Genomic DNA, 17,156 nt, shown 5'->3' on the forward strand with positions numbered 1-17,156 from the left:
TCAAGCCTTCGATACGCGGGCGAACACCGCATCGGCAATCGCCAGCGTGTCGCGTGTCATGGCAACATTGTGGACGCGGAAGACAGAGGCTCCCGCCATTCTGAGGATCGCCGTTGTCGCCGCCGTACCAATATCGCGATCGGTGGCAACATCCCTGCCCGTCAACGACCCGACGAAACGCTTGCGCGACGTTCCGGCCAGGATCGGCAGGCCGAAAGGATCGAGTTCACCAAACCGCGCCATCAGTTCCACGTTTTCATCCGTGTCCTTGGCAAAGCCGAAACCGGGATCGAGAACGATGGCGCCGCGGGCGACACCTGCCTTTGAGGCGATCTCAAGCGAAGTATCGAGGAACGCAAACTGATCCTCGATGACGTCATCGAGCTTTTGCCGTTCGCGACCGGTGTGCATGATGCAGACACCTGCGCCAGTCGCAGCCACAACAGCGGCCATGTCAGCGTCCTTCTGCAGACCGAAGACATCGTTGACGATGTGGGCACCTGCCTCGATGGCCCGCTTTGCCGTCGAGGCGCGGTATGTATCGACCGAGATCAGAACGTCGCTTTCGCGCACCAGTTTTTCGATCACCGGCAAGATCCGGTCCTGCTCTTCGCTCTCCGTGACATCAGCCGCACCGGGACGTGTCGATTCTCCGCCGATATCGATGATATCAGCGCCTTCTTCCACACATTTGATGGCGTGAGAAAACGCCTGATCGGCGGCGAGATAGCGGCCGCCATCGGAAAACGAGTCGGGTGTGGCATTGACGATTGCCATAATACGGCCACGTCCATCAAGTTTCAGGGAGCGGCCATGGGCCGCTTGCCACACATTGCTGCTGGCTGTTATCACGTAACACGAGCCTTTCAGGAATAACGGAGTGTTATGCAAAGTCTTATAAGTTCCGCTCCGCCTATGCAGCAAACGATTTTCGAATTCAACCGGAAGGCCGGGTAATGACCAGACCAACACGCGCCCTTTGCGCCATTCTTGCCGGCGCATTGGCCGTTTCTTTGCCGACAGCGGCATTTCCGGAAACGGTTCTGCGCAAAAGCTATTCCTATTTCTCGATTGGCGGCAAAACGGCTGGTGATCTGGACAAGGAGCTTTCAGCGCGTGGCCCACTGACGAAAGCGACAGGCGCGCGTCATCCGGGTGCGACGGAAATCAAGTTCGGCGGCGACGTGACCTATGTCGAACGAAACGGACTCTGCAGCGTCGGTACGGCCAAGGTGTTGCTGAACACGCGCATCCTGCTGCCGCAATGGAAGAACCGCCGCCGTACAACGGCAGAACTTGCCTTCATCTGGGATACCCTGCTTGCCGACATCAAACGGCACGAGGAACGGCACGCGGAAATCGCCCGAACCTATGCACGTTCGCTCGAACGCCAGTTGAAGGCGATGCGGCCGCAGTCATCCTGCGACAAGCTGCAGGAAATGGCCGGAAAGATCACCCAGACCGTCATGGAAGAGCATGACAAGGACCAGTACCGGTTCGATGTGGTGGAATCGAAGAACTTCGATGCGCGCATGACGCGGCTATTGAAGCATCGCCTGGAGCAAGGCCAGAACCGCCGGTAACGGAAGCCGGCGAACAACACGCCATCAACTCATAAAAATCAGAGACTTAACGTCGCATTCTGGCGCCCGCGCCATAGGCGGCGTTACGTTACGTCATGCCCGATTTTACCGGTAACTTCTCACCGTGGCGCGCGCAAATAGACTCATTGTAGCCTGCTTCCAGAATACGAAATTCAGGAAGAAGCCGAACAAAACCATCGGCATAAGACATCCGACAGCAGTTCTCCCGGTGCGCGCTTGAGGGCTCGCAGGTGTTTCCTCCCTCGCCTGCATGCTGCGTACCCACCTTGCCCCGCTCTCCTCCCAAATCAGGCGAGCGGGGTTCTTTGTGCGCAAAGCGGAATAATCAGATATCAGCCCTGGCGCTCAGGCACATGAACGACGAGACCATCGAGCTCGTCGTTCATCTTGATCTGACAGGAAAGACGCGACGTCGGACGCACATCGAACGCGAAGTCGAGCATGTCCTCTTCCATCGGCTCCGGGCCGCCGACGCGTTCGGTCCACGCATCATCGACATAGACATGACAGGTCGCACAGGCACAGGCACCGCCACATTCGGCATCGATACCGGGAATGGAGTTGCGCACGGCATTCTCCATGACGGTGGAACCGTTGCTTACATCAAGTTCATGGGACGTGCCGTCGAAGGCGACGATGGTCAGTTTGGTCATGTCGGAGATCCAGGTCGTGTTCTGTGACTGAGGTGTGTTCTAAGAATTGTTCTAAACACATAGAAAGGCCGGCTCCGCTTGGCAACCCGCAGAAGCGGTACCAAGCCCGGCCGGCCTGACAAAATCGATCAATCCCGGCTTAGCGGCAGAGCTTGAGAACGAAATTTTCCGCTTCGACGATGGCTGCCACGAGCTTTGCCATGGCGGCGCCGTCACCTGCATTGTCTTCGAGCTTGGCAGCGGCGGCGGAAACGGCGAATGCGCCAACCGCGTCGGCGGCACCCTTCAACCGGTGTGCGATGGCCTTGACGGCGGTCGCATCAGCGCCATTCAGCTCGTGCAATGCCGAGCGGGCGCTGCGGCTGAAAAGCTGCAGGACTTCAATTTCCAGTTCCTTGTCACCCATCGTCTGACGGGCAAGATGAACAAAATCGATCGGCTTTGTGCTGGCGGAAGCCGCGCCACCGGAATTATCCGGAGCTTCGAAAGCAATACTGACCGCTGCCATGTCTCAATTCCTTGTTTCTGTCTCGCCGTTTCTTGTTTTGCGTCACATCTGTGCCGGATTTACGCATGTATGGCGGTGCTATCGGCTTAAATTACGGCGCGGCATTGGTGAAAATCTTTCGCTATGGTTAATTTATGCTAAACTTATATGAAACAAGGCATTCGGCGCGGGACCGAGGTTTAAATACTGTTAAAAAGCCGACACTTCGCCCTCTCTGCAAATCCGCATTAATTGTTTCGAAGACGCAAATGTGTCACTACGGTACTGCCGTTCCGACCAGGCTTTCGCTCAAGCTTTGTTATTACGGCACAGTGATGTAATTTCGCCCGAAAGCTGGGTCACCAGCATCCGGGAATGTGTAATGAGCGGAATCGATTCCCTTTCTCAGGGGCTTTTCCGTTGGCAGATGGCGGCAATTCGTTTGCGGGCGGCAAACGGGTTCTACGGCATGAAGCCGGGCGTATGTGTAACGAGGCGTAACCGCATGGCGAACAACAAGATTAGCGACTCCGTCGACGAGACTGCATTTCAGGCGTTGGAAGACGCCTTGCAACTCGGCGCCTTTGAAGACACGCCGGAGCAGCGAAAATCTACAACGCCGAAGCAGCCGGAGGCCAGATTGAAGGAAGCCAGCAGACAGCAGCGTTCCGCACCCGAACCGGCGCGCGCTGCGGCCGAACAGGCGCCAAAATCCCCCAATCTGGAAGCGGCCAATGACGGCTCCAAACGCAGCCCGGCGATGATTTTGAAATCGCTGGAAGGCGGCTCGATTGGTGGTGCGCTGCGCAACGCGGCGATCATGTCGGTCATCTGGGCGATCGGCGGCCTCGGCATCGCGCATCTGTTCTACGGCAACGCGCTGTGGAACATCGCATCGATTGCCGATCTCGCTGCTATCCCCGGCCTGATGGCGATCATTGTCGGCATCATCGTTCCGGTCATGCTGTTCTTCGCCTTCGCCATCATGATGGCGCGCGCCCGTGACCTTCGCAATGCCGCACGCTCCATGGCGGAAGTCGCCCTGCGTCTGGCAGAGCCGGAAACCGTTGCCTCCGACCGCATCATGTCGGTCGGCCAGGCGGTTCGCCGCGAAGTTTCGGCCATGAATGACGGCATCGAGCGCACCATTGCCCGCGCCACCGAACTCGAAACCCTCGTCCACTCCGAAGTCAACGCACTTGAGCGCAGCTACGCCGACAACGAATTGCGCGTTCGCAGCCTCGTGCAGGAACTGACGGCGGAACGTGACGCCATCGTCAATCACGCCGAACGCATCCGCTCGTCCATCGTTGGCGCGCAGGAGCAGATCAAGGAAGAACTGTCGATTGTCGGCGAAGAGCTGTCGATGCGCCTTGCCACCACCGGCGAGGCTTTCGCTTCGATGATCGATACGCGCTCGGCGGCACTCCTCGAAAAATCGCGCGCTTCGACCGAAGCCATGGGCAGCCTGATTGCCGCCAAGACGGAAAACCTGCTGCAGGCTCTGAACACCTCCGGCTCGGCGCTCTCCAATGAATTCGACATGCGCCTGCACAATCTTTCCTCGACGCTCGACGAGCGCGGTGAAATGTTGCTGGAGCGCTTTGCAATCCACGCTTCCACCCTCGATAGCGGTGCAGAAAGCCTGAACAGCGCGCTTGAAGAGCGCACCCGTCAGCTCAACGACACCCTGTCGACGCGCACGCTGGAACTGAACCGCAATATCGACCGCGGCCAGCAGATCATTGGCGGCTCGCTCGACACCGTTCTCGACAAGCTCAGCGCGACGCTGGAAGAAAAGGGTCTGTCCTTCCGTCAGAACCTGCAGAGCACGGCAGACGACGCGATCATGGATCTCGATCTGCGTTCGGGTCTGTTCGAAGAACGCCTGCAGGCGACCGTCGGCCTGGTCAACTCCGCCTTCGACGAGCGTGTTGCCGAATTTGCAAGCGCCTTCGACCAGCGTGCCGGCAGCCTCGACAGCAAGCTGATGGAGAGCCTGGCTCGCATCAACGAAACCGTTGCAGGCGGCTCGGAAGCCTTCGACACCATGCTGAACGGCAGCATCGAGCGCCTTGGCTCGACAATGACCGATCAGTCGCTGGCACTGGCGACTGCACTCGGAACCGGCCAGGAAATGCTCGAAAGCGCGCTTGACGATCGCACCCGCGCCTTTAGCGATGCTCTTGGTCGTCGCACGGCCGAAATCACCGGCGCATTTGCCGATACGCATGAAAAGATCGACAACGTGCTTGCAGAGCGCAGCAATGCCCTGTTCGGCGCGCTTTCTGCCAGCCAGAACCGCTTCGATGAGGCGCTTGCCAGCCGTTCGCAGGCCATCACCAGCTCCGTCTCTGGTACGGCCGAACATCTGGCCGCGCTGCTCGACGAAAGAGCTGCGGCCATCAACAACGTGGTTGCCGATGTTGAACGTCGCCTGACCGAAACGCTCGAAACCCGCGCAGCCGCCATCACCGGCGCTGTTACCGGCATCGAAGACCGCATCGCCGACACGCTGGAAAGCCGCACGGCAGCCCTCAACGAAGTTGTTTCGGGCGCGGAAAACCGTATCGCCGATACGCTCGATGGTCGTACAGCGGCGCTCTCCAGCGCGATCTCCGGCGTCGAGGAACGCATTGCAGACACGATGGACAGCCGTACGCTGTCGCTCGACATGACCTTTGCCAATGTCGAAGAACGTCTGTCGGAAACCCTCGATAACCGCACCTCTGCGCTGGCAGGTATCGTTGAAGGCGCCGAAGGCAAGATTGCCGACGCGCTCGATAGCCGCACGGCGGCCCTCACCTCGGTCGTCTCTGGCGCTGAAGAACGCATCGCCGATGTACTCGACAGCCGCACCATGGCCATCGACATGGCTTTCTCGGGTGCCGAAGAAAAGATTACCGAAGCACTCGACAGCCGCACGGCAGCCCTCACCTCGGTCGTTTCAGGCGCTGAAGAACGCATCGCCGATGTGCTCGACAGCCGTTCCATGGCCATCGACATGGCTTTCTCGGGTGCCGAAGAAAAGATTACCGAAGCACTCGACAGCCGCACGGCATCGCTGCAGACCATCGTTTCGGGCGCGGAAGAGCGTATCACCGATGTGCTCGACAGCCGTTCCATGGCCCTCGACATGGCCTTCTCCGGTGCTGAGGAAAAGATCACCGAAGCACTCGACAGCCGCACGGCATCGCTCAGGACCATCGTATCGGGTGCGGAAGAGCGCATCACCGATGTACTCGACAGCCGCACCGCAGCCCTCAGCGGCGTCGTCTCGAATGCCGAAGAGCGCATCGCCGAAACTCTCGACAGCCGCACCATGGCTCTCGACATGACCTTCTCGGGCGTCGAGGAAAAAATTGCCGACGTCATCGAAGGTCGCACCGCTGCCCTCAACAACGTCGTTTCCGGCGTTGAAGATCGGATCGCATCGGCACTCGACAGCCGCACGGCAGCACTCAGCGGTATCGTTTCGAATGCCGAAGAGCGCATAGCCGATGTGCTCGACAGCCGCTCCATGGCGCTCGACATGACCTTCTCCGGCGTCGAGGAAAAGATTGCCGACGTCATCGAAGGCCGTACCGCCGCCCTCAACAACGTCGTTTCCGGTGTCGAAGACCGTATTGCCTCGGCACTCGACAGCCGCACGGCAGCACTCAGCGGCATCGTCTCGAATGCCGAAGAGCGCATCGCAGACGTGCTGGACAGCCGCTCCATGGCACTCGACATGGCAATTTCGGGTGCGGAGGAGCGCATCGCCGAAACTCTCGATGCCAAGTCCGCTTCGCTTTCGCTGGCGGCTTCCGGTGTTGGCCAGCGCCTGGAGGCAACCGCCTTCACGCTTGAGAACGCCCTCGCCGGCGGTCACGAACGTCTTGAAACCATGCTGGGTTCGCAGGCCGAGCGCATTGCCGGCACGCTGGAACGCAACAGCGGCCTGATCGAAGACAGCGTTGCCGGTGCAGCCCACCGCATCGAAACCGCCGTTGAAGGTGGCAGCAGCCGCTTCTCGCAGACCGTTGAAGAAGGCGTTTCGCGCCTGGAGACGAGCCTGTCGCAGTCGCAGGCCGATATCGCCACCACCCTCGACCAGCGCCATGCCGATATTGCCGCGACGCTGAATTCCGCGTCGACGCAGATGAGCGACCTGCTCTCCGAACAGGCCATGATGATCGGCACGACGGTCGCTTCCAGCGCCAGCATGCTCGAACTCTCGCTCGAAACGCAGCAGGACAATCTGCAGAAAGCCATCGACGGAAGCGCTGCAAGCCTCGAAGAACGCCTTCGCAACGGTGCTGGTGCCATTGCCGGCAAGATCAGCGACGCCGCGCGTGAAATCGGCGGTGCGACGGACCAGCTTTCCACCCGCATCGAAACCTCGCTCGGCAACATCACCAACCGTCTGGACGAGACAGGCACGCGCATCGAGGTCAGCCTCGACACGCTGCAGGAGCGCGTTCATGGCGACCTCGGCAATGTCAACACTGCCATCGACGATGCGAGCCGTCGTTTCGCCGAAACGCTTGATGACAAGACCGCAGCCTTTGCCCGCAGCAGCGAGGACGCGGCACAGCGCATCACCGGCCTGCTCGACGAGCAGTCGGCACGCGTTGCCGATACCTTCGAAAGCCGCACCAGCCGTCTGGCGGAAACCTTCGACAGCGGTTCGGCCAAGATCGACGAACGCCTTGGCACCATGGACCGGGCGCTGACGATCGGTCTCGAAAACGTCAACCGTACCATCGAAGGCAAGGCTACCGATCTGGCGCTCAGCCTGCGCGGCGCCGTTATCTCGGCCACGGAAAGCATTGGCGAAGAAGCCACACGCTCCACCGCTCTGCTGGCCAAGACCGGTTCCGACTATGTCGAGCAGGTTCAGGCGCAGAACGAAGCCTTCACCAAGGCCATCGAAGAGCGCTCCGGCGAGATCGTCAACCGCATCTCGGATGCGCAGACCCGCCTTTCGGGCCAGGCTGCGGCCGTTGCCCAGACCTTCTCGGAAGCCGGCAACATCATCGTCAACAAGGTGGCCGAGGCGGAAGCTGTCGTACGCTCGCAGGTTGGCGTGATTTCCGAAACCCTGACCAATGTGGAATCGGCTCTCGATGCACGCGGCGAATCCATCCGCTCCGCACTCGACAACCGCACCCGCGAACTCAACTCGATGCTGGCCAGCCGGTCTGCCGAACTGTCGCGCCTCATTGAAGAAAAGGCCAAGCCGGTTGTGGACGAATACGCCACCATCGGTCGCGAAGCCGCCGAAAAGATCGTCTCCGCCGCACAGCAGAGTGCCGATCTTCTGACGCAGAGCAACAGAGGCATGGTCGGCATGGTCGAACAGGCCATCAGCGATTACGCCACTGCCGGCAACGAAGCCGCCAGCAAGCTCGTCGCAGCAACTCGTCAGAGCACCGACATGCTGTCCGAAACCCACACCGCCATGGCCGACGCCGTGGAACAGGGTATCGACAAGTATGGCCGTGTCGGCAGCGATGCCGCCAACAAGCTGGTTGCCGCCACCCGCCAGAGCACGGACATGCTGTCTCAGACGCACAACGGCATGGCGGAAATCGTCGAGCAGTCGGCAGCGAAGTTCAACTCTGCCGTCGAACGCGCCGCTCAGGAATTCAGCGCCGCAGATCAGGCTCTGAATTCGACCGCGACGCATTTTTCGGAAGCTGCTTCCCAGGCCGCCGATATGGTGTCCAGCTCCAGCCGTCTGCTGGAAGGAAAGATCGACCGTCTGTCGAACATTTCCGGTCAGACGCTGGCACAGGTCGCCGGTATAGTTGGACGTTTCGAAGAACACTCCAAGGTTCTGAGCCAGGCATCCGAACTGCTGAACGCGGCACAGTCGAGCCTCGTCGGTACGCTGGAAGAACGTCAGGATGCACTGCGCAGCCTCTCGGTCGGCCTGCTGAAGCGCTCGGAAGAAATCGAAAACTCCATGCGCGGTGTTGTCACCGTGGTGGAAGACACGCTCACCGCCGCCGAAGAGCGCTCGCAGAATGTTGCAGGCAACCTGCGTGACAATCTGCAGTCCTCGTTCTCCGATATCGGCCGTTCGCTGGACGAAACCGAACAGCGGGCCCGTTCGGCTGCACAGACCATGCGGGGCGCCCTGCTCTCCGCCGGTCAGGATGCCACCCGCTCGATCGAGAGCACGCTGGCCGATGCGCAGAAATACTCCGACGAGCTTGTCAACCGCCTGCGCGGTGGCGTGGAATCGTCGCTCTCGGAAGTTGACACCCTGCTGGGCAGCGCCTCCGAAAAGTCGAATGCCGCAGCCGCCAATATGCGTGACACGCTGCGTCAGGCCGTGGAAGAGGCCGTTGCCCGCTTTGCCGGTGCCACGGACGAAATCCGCCGCTCCAGCCACGATATCCGCCGCGAACTCGACTCGACCCGCGCCGAACTGAAGCGTGGTGCCTTCGACCTGCCCGAAGAGGCCAAGGAAAGCGCAGCCGCCATGCGTCGCGCCGTCTCCGAACAGATCAAGGCGCTGCAGGACATTTCACAGCTCGTCGGTCGCTCGACACAGCAGATGGAAGTGTCCGAACCTGTTGCCCGTGCGATTGCGGCAACGCAGCCTGTCGAACGTCGCGTTGAAGCGCGTCAACAGCCTGCGGCCCCTGCTCCAGCACCGGCCCCGGTTGCTCCAGCACCTGCACCTGCACCCGTTCAGCAGCGTGTTGCACAGCAGCCAGCCGCAGCGGCGCCTGCCCTGCGTGGCAACCTGCCGATCGAAAACCGCCAGCCCGTCGCGCCTGCACCGGCAGGACGTCGTGAAGAAGGTGGTGGCTGGATCAGCGATCTGCTGCGTGGCGCATCGCGTGACGGTCAGGAAGCGCCTGCCGCAGCCGCACCGCGCGCTGCTGCAGAGCAGCCGACCCGCGCTGCTGACACCCGCAACCCGCGTCATATGGTGGAATCGCTGAACTCGCTTTCTGTCGATATCGCCCGCGCCATCGATCACGATGCCTCGGTCGAATTGTGGCGCCGATACCAGCGCGGCGAGCGCGACGTATTCACGCGTCGTCTCTACACGCTGAAGGGCCAGCAGACGTTTGACGAGATCAAGCGCAAGTATGATCGCGAGCAGGAATTCCGCACCGCGGTTGACCGTTACATCGCCGATTTTGAGAAGCTGCTGGCCGACGTGGCCCGCACGGATCGCGACCGCACCGTAACGCAGTCCTACCTCACCTCGGATACCGGCAAGGTCTATACGATGCTTGCCCATGCGGCGGGTCGGTTCAACTGATCCGACGCTACGCTGGACAAACAAAAACCCCGGTCGAAAAGACCGGGGTTTTCTTTTGCGGCTATGAATGGATCTGGCCGGACGGCGTGTGCTGCCCGGCCCTTCTGCGTCAGAGTTCGAACACACCCGATGCCACGCGGACAGCATTGCCGCCGATGCGGGCGCGGGCGACTTCGCCGTCCTTGATGTCCATGCGCAGATGAATGTGCGACGGGCGGCCCATTTCCACACCCTGCTCTATCAACAGCGGATACTGGCCGTCGGACAGGCCATCGAAATAATGAATGGCGCCGGACATTGCCGCCACGGCAGAGCCCGTTGCCGGATCTTCGGGAATGCCCATTTCCGGCGAGAACATGCGGGCATGAAACTTTGCGGCGTGGTTGATGCCACCGCGACAATAGATGAACGCCGCAGCGAGGCGTCCTTCGACCAGCGGGGCTGTTCTGAGCCACAGGCTGGCGTCAAACTCCATTTCCTGTACGGCAGCCAGATTGTGCAGCGGTACCAGCAGGAAAGCCACGCCGGCCGTCCAGACCGAGGGCACGTGGTTTTCGAAACCGATATGACCTTCACTGACGCCGAGCGCGTCGGCGAGCCTGGTGTTGTCGAGCGGCAGGTCGACGCGCGAAGATTTGCGCGGCAGGTCGAATTCGGCGAAACTTGCCGCACCCTCACGGATTTTCACCGCGCAGCGGACCGGTCCGACCTTTTCCTCCAGCACGCTGACCATGTCGAGATCACCGCCGGCCGCATGCTGGCGCTCGGCAATTGCCACCGCCGATCCGACTGTCGGATGCCCGGCAAAGGGCAACTCGCCAAACGGCGTGAAGATGCGCAGCGATGCGGCATGGGCCGGATTGGACGACGGATTGACGAATACCGTTTCGGACAGGTTCATTTCCCTGGCAATGGCCTGCATGGTCGCATCGTCGAGACTTTCGCCGCCATACATGACAGCCAGAGGATTTCCGGCCATCTTTGTTTCGGTAAAGACATCATAGATTGAGTAGTTCAGAACCACGCTTTGCCTCCTGCCAGACGTCAATTCATGTCGGCGCATGTTGGTGTCGAGCAACCTGCCCCAGACGAAAGCGCATCGCAACCCTCGGCGCGCAGGTAAAAACAACAAGCTGTGGACCGGATCTGGTGCAGAGACCCTCGCAGAACCGATCTCGGTCAAAATAGCTTGTCGCGACATAAGCTCTTCATGTACCAAGGAAAATATACCTGCGAAGGATCGGCGGATTTTCGTCGACGATTCGCCTGCAGACCGGAAGATTGCGAGTTGCCTCAACAAGTTACCCACATTTTCGCGTGTCATCTCTGTCCCGCGACATTGTCAAGGAAAGCGAATGTCGCGTCCTAGCTCTTCATTGTCCTTTGTCGCTGCAAAAACCGAGGACGCCGAGGCCGCGCTCGAGGAGCTGACGGCACTTTACGGCAATATGCCGTTTGAAGAGGCCGAAGTCGTCGTGGCTCTCGGCGGTGACGGCTTCATGCTGCAGGTGCTGAACGAAACCATGAACTCGGGAAAACGTGTCTATGGCATGAACCGTGGTTCTGTCGGCTTCCTGATGAACGACTACAAGATCGAGGGATTGCGCGAACGCATTGCCGTGGCAACCGGCAATGATTTTCATCCGCTGCGCATGACCACAACGGATTCCGATGGCGACGAGTTTACCGCGCTTGCGATGAACGAAGTGAGCCTGTTCCGCCAGTCCCACCAGGCCGCCAAGCTGCGTGTAGAGGTGGATGGCAAGGTGCGGCTGGAAGAGCTGATCTGCGACGGCATGATGGTGGCGACGCCGGCCGGCTCCACCGCCTATAATTTTTCCGCGCATGGACCGATCCTGCCGCTGGAATCGCCGCTTCTGGCGCTCACGCCTGTCAGCGCTTTCCGTCCACGCCGCTGGCGCGGTGCGCTTTTACCGAATAAGGTGACGGTCGACATTCATGTTCTCGAACGCGACAAGCGCCCCGTCAATGCCGTTGCGGACCATACGGAAGTCAAATCCGTAACCCATGTCAGGATCGCCCAATCGCAGGACAGGACAGCACGGATTTTATCCGACCCGGATCGTTCATGGTCCGACCGCATTCTTGCCGAGCAATTCACCAACTGACGAAGACCCGCATGCACCCGAAATTGACGCTCCTTGCCACATTGTTTCTGGCCGCCAGCACGCTTTGCGCGCCTGCGCAGACGCAGGAGATCGATGCGCTGCCGGTTTCCACGATCTTCGTGACGAGCAGCGGCCTTTGGGAAGACGCCAACCCGCCCGCAGCCCCTGCGCAGAACGGCGCTGACGCCCAGAGAACGCCACCGAGCGCCCCGACACGCGGTTACTACAAGGTGATTGCGCTGCGACAGGGCGACGGAACCGCCAAGATCTATCTGCAGCGCATTGCCTTTACGGCCAATGGCCCGCACCTCGTCGAGACGGTCGAGCTGGAAGAATTCAATCAGATGAAGTCTTACGTGACGGATATTCGACCCGAAAGTTCCAACGGTGCACCGACCGCGCCGGGGCTGTTTGTAACGGTCTACCTCAAGACCGATCCGATGGCCAAGGAATCGGAAAGCTGGACGATCCTCATCGATGAACTCGGCGAAATGAAAATCGAGCGCGCCTCGAACTGAGACCGGAAGACCGGATGTAACCCGCCCCGCTCTACTGGCCCAGTTCGTTCGGTCCTGACAACACCGCGCCGAAATGATGTTTCCAGAGCCTTTCGCCGAGCCCACCGCTCCGGTCCAGGCTGGAACCAACCGTCAGCCACGGCAGCAGGGTCGGGGTGAGACCGGCATCGAACAGTGCAAAACCGGCGGCGAGCACGCAGGTATCGGCCTGAATACCGCACACGAGCACACGCTCCACGTTCAGCGAGCGAAGATAATCGATCGCCTCTTTCGGCGGCGCATAGCCGTATTTGATGAACACCCGGTCTGCCGGCACCAGGCTCTCATCGTCCCGGCCCGGTTTCCAGCCCAGTTGCCGTTCGAAGGGCGTGATGGCCTCATCATGGCGTTCGACGCTCGCCGCACTTGGCATGGTCGTCGCCAGTCGGGCAATCTCCGTGACCAGCGCGGCCGGTGGATTGAAGCTTGGCTGAACATCGACGATGTATAGAGCCTGTCTCACGCATTCCTCCAAACAAAAAAGCCCCCCGCAGTTTTCTGCGAAGGGCGAATTCTACGACACTGGTCTGTCAGCCTTCATCAATCGATGTCGGCGACATCCACGCCCGCGCCACCGCTGATGCGATGGGCAAGAGCCGCTTCCATGAACTCGTTCAGATCGCCGTCCAAAACGTTGCCAGGTGCCGTGCTTTCCACACCGGTACGCAGGTCCTTGACCAACTGGTAAGGCTGCAGAACGTAAGAGCGGATCTGGTGACCCCAGCCGATATCCGTCTTGGATGCAGCCTGCGCATTGGCGGCATCTTCGCGCTTCTGAAGCTCGACCTCATAAAGACGCGAGCGCAGCATTTCCCACGCCTTGGCGCGGTTTTTGTGCTGGGAGCGTTCCTGCTGGCAGGCAACCGCGATACCGGTCGGAATGTGCGTGATACGAACAGCCGAGTCCGTGGTGTTAACGTGCTGACCGCCCGCACCCGAGGAACGGTAGGTATCGATGCGGCAATCGCTTTCGTTGATGTCGATCTGGATCGAATCATCGACCACCGGATAGACCCAGATGGACGAGAACGACGTATGACGACGGGCGTTGCTGTCGTAAGGCGAAATACGGACGAGACGATGTACGCCCGATTCGGTCTTCAGCCAGCCGAAGGCATTGTGACCCTTGACCAGGATCGTCGCGGACTTGATGCCCGCTTCTTCGCCGTCATGAACTTCCAGAACCTCGACCTTGAAGCCTTCGCGTTCCGCCCAGCGCGTATACATGCGCAGCAGGATATTGGCCCAGTCCTGGCTTTCGGTACCGCCGGCGCCGGAGTGCACTTCGAGATAGGTATCGTTACCATCGGCTTCGCCCGACAGCATGGCTTCCACCTGACGGCGGTTGGCCTCGTTCTTCAGTGCCTTCAGCGCGTCTTCGGCGTCCTTGACGATTTCGTCGTCGCCTTCCATCTCGCCGAGTTCGATCAGCTCGATGTTGTCGCTCAACTGACGCTCAAGCGCCTTCACGCCGCTGATGCTGTCATCAAGCTGCTGGCGCTCGCGCATCAGCTTCTGGGCTTCTGCGGCATCGTTCCAGAGGGTCGGGTCCTCTGCCTTGTTATTCAACCAGTCCAGTCGTCTTATCGCCTGGTCCCAGTCAAAGATGCCTCCTCAGCAGGCTTATGGCCTGCTTGATTTCGTCGACTACGTTCACAATTTCATTGCGCATTTCGCTGGTTCTTCACCTTGTTTGAAACTGGCTGCTCAAATAAATGCGAGGGGCGCGGATGTAAAGACCGCGCCCCTTACGAACTCCTAGATGACGGATCAATAAAGGCCGCCGCCACCGCCGGTGATGGCCTGCTGGGCCTGTGGCGATGTCTTCAGAATATCTTCCTGAGACATATAGCCGTCCATGCCGCCAATGACCGAGAAGCTGTCGGCCGGACCCGTGCCGGGCTTGAAGGCTTCCATGATCGTGTCAGGTTCACCTTCCATGGCTGCCATACCGGTCTTGCGGTTGACGGCGATGAACTTCATGCCCTCCGGCACGATGAACTGGCTCGGCTCCGTATGCTTGGCAAAATCAGCCACGAACTCACCGAAGATCGGCGCCGACAAGGAACCACCGGTGCCACCGCGACCGAGCGGGGCCGGAGAATCGAAGCCGATATAGAGGCCCGCAACCATGTTCGGCGTATAACCGACGAACCAGGCGTCCTTTTCATCGTTGGTCGTGCCGGTCTTGCCTGCAACGGGGCGGTCATTGACCGGGATCTTGCCCGCAGCCGTACCGCGACGAACAACGCCTTCCAGCATCGACGTCGTCTGGTAAGCGGTCATCGGGTCGAGAACCTGCTCGCGGTTGTCGACGATGACGGGCTCGTCCTGGTTCTGCCAGCTCGTCGCATTGCAGCCTTCACAAGCGCGCTCTTCATGACGGAAGATTGTCTTGCCGTAACGGTCCTGAATGCGGTCGATCAGGGTCGGCTTGATCTGCTTGCCGCCATTGGCAATGACCGAATAGGCCGATACCATGCGCATGACAGTGGTTTCACCCGAACCCAGCGACATGGCCAGAAGCGGCGGCATCTTGTCGTAGATGCCGAAACGTTCGGCATATTCGGCGACGACGTTCATGCCCATGTCCTGCGCCAGACGCACGGTCATGAGGTTACGCGACTTTTCAATGCCGAGGCGCAGCGTCGAAGGACCAGCCGAACCGCCGCCGTAGTTCTGCGGCTTCCAGACCTGACCGCCTGAGACGACTTCGATCGGCGCATCGAGAATAACGGATGCAGGCGTGTAGCCATTGTCCAGCGCCGCCGCGTAGATGAACGGCTTGAAGGAGGAACCCGGCTGGCGCATGGCCTGCGTCGAACGGTTGAACTCCGACTGGCCGTAGGAGAAGCCGCCGACCATGGCCAGAACACGGCCGGTATGCGGGTCCATCACCACCATGCCACCCTGCACTTTCGGCGGCTGGCGCAGACGGTATTCGCTGCCCGTGGCATTCAGCGGCTGGGCATAGATGACGTCGCCGGGTGCGAGAACGCCGACCGGCGATTTTGCCGTCGAGCGCTTGCCATTGGCGTCGCGATAAGCCCAGCGCATGTTTTCAGGGGCGATATGGCCGCGTGTCCGTTTGTCGCCGCTTTCGTCCTCGGCATCAGGATCGGCCTGAACGCCAATGGTCAGACCGTCTGCGGCAACCGCCAGAACCACACCGACCTTCCACTCGGGAACGTCGCGCAGGCCCTTGATCTTGGCGAGAGCCGCGCTCCAGTCACCGGTCGTATCGATCTGCTCGATCGGGCCGCGATAACCACGACGCTCGTCATATTCAACGAGGCCATCCTGAAGCGCCTTGCGAGCTTCAAGCTGAACCTGCGGATCGAAAGAGGTACGAACCGAAAGGCCGCCTTCGAGGAGAGCCTTTTCGCCGTATTTTTCAACGATCTGACGACGGACTTCCTCGGCGAAATAGTCGGAGGCGAAGATATGGGCGCCACCGCGACGCACGTTGACACCGAGCGGCTGCTTCTTGGCATCGGTGGCGTCGGCAACGGTGATGTAGCCGTTTTCGGCCATGCGGTCGATCACCCAGTCGCGGCGCTCAAGGGCAGCCTTTTCACGACGGAAGGGATGATAGTTGGCAGGGCCCTTCGGCAGAGAGGCGAGATAGGCCGTTTCGGCAATCGTCAGTTCGGTGACCGACTTGTTGAAATAGGTCAGTGCCGCACCAGCGATACCGTAGGAATTCAGACCGAAGAAAATCTCGTTGAGATAAAGCTCGAGAATCTTGTCCTTCGAGTAGGTCTGCTCGATGCGGAAGGACAGGATCGCTTCCTTGATCTTGCGGTCGAAGGTCTGGTCGTTGGTGAGAAGGAAGTTCTTGGCGACCTGCTGGGTGATCGTCGATGCGCCGACCGGGCGACGGCCGGAACCGAGGTTCTGGACGTTGACGAGGATCGCGCGGCCAAGACCCCAGACGTCGATACCGGGATGGTTGTAGAAATTCTTGTCTTCGGCGGAGAGGAACGCTGCCTTCACACGGTCCGGGATCGCCTGAATCGGCAGGAAGAGGCGCTTTTCATGCGCATATTCCGCCATCAGCGCACCGTTACCGGCGTGCACGCGGGTCGTTACCGGCGGCTCGTAGGTGCTCAGTACGGCATAGTCCGGCAGGTCTTGCGACACGCCGCGCAAATAAATTGCACCGGCGGCGGCGGCGCACAGAAACAGCACGCAGGCCAAGCCGAAGAAATATCCAATAAGTCTGATCATACCAAGCTACCGATAATTCGAATCGTAACCATCAACGCCCATCGATATCGGGACGTATCCTTGCATATCGGGTGCCGTTTTGCACACCATACCTTCAATGACAAGCCGAATGCGCTGCATTCGCCGATATGTTACCACACGATCGACAAAGGCCGCGTCCCGACTATCGCCGAATCCGACCTCCGAGTAACGCGTCGATTGTGAGTAAAATAGGGCTCCCGCCTGTTTT

At 60.0% G+C, this 17,156-nt stretch carries 11 protein-coding genes; 4 read left to right on the forward strand and 7 right to left on the reverse strand.

Features of this window, described 5'->3' with window-relative positions:
- Nucleotides 1-777 (reverse strand): dihydropteroate synthase, encoded by a 777-nt coding sequence (gene folP / locus ACIQT8_RS04765; protein WP_400964390.1) that lies wholly within the window; start codon nt 775-777, stop codon nt 1-3.
- Nucleotides 778-956: 179 nt separating this feature from the next.
- On the opposite strand from folP, the gene ACIQT8_RS04770 reads away from it, so the two are divergent.
- Complete coding sequence (locus ACIQT8_RS04770; RefSeq protein WP_138795500.1) at nt 957-1,583, forward strand: DUF922 domain-containing Zn-dependent protease; 627 nt, start codon at nt 957-959, stop codon at nt 1,581-1,583.
- Between the two features lie 353 nt (nt 1,584-1,936).
- Here the strand turns inward: ACIQT8_RS04770 and ACIQT8_RS04775 are convergent, their stop codons facing one another.
- Together ACIQT8_RS04775 and ACIQT8_RS04780 are read right to left on the reverse strand one after the other, a co-directional pair.
- Nucleotides 1,937-2,257 (reverse strand): 2Fe-2S iron-sulfur cluster-binding protein, encoded by a 321-nt coding sequence (locus tag ACIQT8_RS04775; RefSeq protein ID WP_138795501.1) that lies wholly within the window; start codon nt 2,255-2,257, stop codon nt 1,937-1,939.
- A 139-nt stretch (nt 2,258-2,396) separates the two neighbouring features.
- Entirely contained in the window at nt 2,397-2,765 is a 369-nt protein-coding gene (locus ACIQT8_RS04780; protein WP_138795502.1) for an Hpt domain-containing protein, read from the reverse strand.
- Between the two features lie 484 nt (nt 2,766-3,249).
- On the opposite strand from ACIQT8_RS04780, the gene ACIQT8_RS04785 reads away from it, so the two are divergent.
- Nucleotides 3,250-10,011, forward strand: a complete 6,762-nt coding sequence (locus ACIQT8_RS04785; protein WP_400964392.1) for a hypothetical protein — start codon at nt 3,250-3,252, stop codon at nt 10,009-10,011.
- Between the two features lie 109 nt (nt 10,012-10,120).
- Here ACIQT8_RS04785 and ACIQT8_RS04790 read toward each other — a convergent pair whose 3' ends face one another.
- Nucleotides 10,121-11,035, reverse strand: coding sequence for a PhzF family phenazine biosynthesis protein (locus ACIQT8_RS04790; RefSeq protein ID WP_262525408.1), 915 nt, complete (start codon nt 11,033-11,035; stop codon nt 10,121-10,123).
- Nucleotides 11,036-11,366: 331 nt separating this feature from the next.
- Between ACIQT8_RS04790 and ACIQT8_RS04795 the strand changes: the two genes are divergently transcribed.
- Nucleotides 11,367-12,140 (forward strand): NAD kinase, encoded by a 774-nt coding sequence (locus ACIQT8_RS04795; protein ID WP_138795504.1) that lies wholly within the window; start codon nt 11,367-11,369, stop codon nt 12,138-12,140.
- Between the two features lie 11 nt (nt 12,141-12,151).
- Nucleotides 12,152-12,658: a hypothetical protein gene (locus ACIQT8_RS04800; RefSeq protein WP_138795505.1), complete on the forward strand. Its 507-nt coding sequence runs from the start codon at nt 12,152-12,154 to the stop codon at nt 12,656-12,658.
- A gap of 31 nt (nt 12,659-12,689) precedes the next feature.
- Here ACIQT8_RS04800 and ACIQT8_RS04805 read toward each other — a convergent pair whose 3' ends face one another.
- The 3 genes from ACIQT8_RS04805 to ACIQT8_RS04815 form a co-directional block, all read right to left on the reverse strand.
- The gene (locus ACIQT8_RS04805) at nt 12,690-13,160 is read right to left on the reverse strand and encodes an isochorismatase family protein (protein ID WP_400963994.1); all 471 of its coding nucleotides are present in this window, start codon (nt 13,158-13,160) and stop codon (nt 12,690-12,692) included.
- A gap of 77 nt (nt 13,161-13,237) precedes the next feature.
- Nucleotides 13,238-14,369 (reverse strand): peptide chain release factor 2 gene (gene prfB, locus ACIQT8_RS04810; protein ID WP_178340580.1). Its coding sequence is split into 2 segments (ribosomal slippage): nt 13,238-14,299 and nt 14,301-14,369, totalling 1,131 coding nucleotides; the frame shifts between segments, so codons are not numbered across the junction.
- Nucleotides 14,370-14,467: 98 nt separating this feature from the next.
- A complete protein-coding gene (locus tag ACIQT8_RS04815) occupies nt 14,468-16,927 on the reverse strand; it encodes a penicillin-binding protein 1A (RefSeq protein WP_138795508.1) in 2,460 nt (819 codons plus the stop codon).
- Nucleotides 16,928-17,156 lie beyond the last annotated feature (229 nt).

The sequence above is a fragment of the Agrobacterium sp. NPDC090273 genome (assembly GCF_044772305.1).
Classification (GTDB): domain Bacteria; phylum Pseudomonadota; class Alphaproteobacteria; order Rhizobiales; family Rhizobiaceae; genus Agrobacterium.

Bases quoted from the DNA above. Each gene is read 5' to 3' on its own strand.
- folP (WP_400964390.1), bottom strand. From the start codon at position 777: ATGGCAATCGTCAATGCCACACCCGACTCGTTTTCCGATGGCGGCCGC.
- ACIQT8_RS04770 (WP_138795500.1), top strand. From the start codon at position 957: ATGACCAGACCAACACGCGCCCTTTGCGCCATTCTTGCCGGCGCATTG.
- ACIQT8_RS04775 (WP_138795501.1), bottom strand. From the start codon at position 2,257: ATGACCAAACTGACCATCGTCGCCTTCGACGGCACGTCCCATGAACTT.
- ACIQT8_RS04780 (WP_138795502.1), bottom strand. From the start codon at position 2,765: ATGGCAGCGGTCAGTATTGCTTTCGAAGCTCCGGATAATTCCGGTGGC.
- ACIQT8_RS04785 (WP_400964392.1), top strand. From the start codon at position 3,250: ATGGCGAACAACAAGATTAGCGACTCCGTCGACGAGACTGCATTTCAG.
- ACIQT8_RS04795 (WP_138795504.1), top strand. From the start codon at position 11,367: ATGTCGCGTCCTAGCTCTTCATTGTCCTTTGTCGCTGCAAAAACCGAG.
- ACIQT8_RS04800 (WP_138795505.1), top strand. From the start codon at position 12,152: ATGCACCCGAAATTGACGCTCCTTGCCACATTGTTTCTGGCCGCCAGC.
- ACIQT8_RS04815 (WP_138795508.1), bottom strand. From the start codon at position 16,927: ATGATCAGACTTATTGGATATTTCTTCGGCTTGGCCTGCGTGCTGTTT.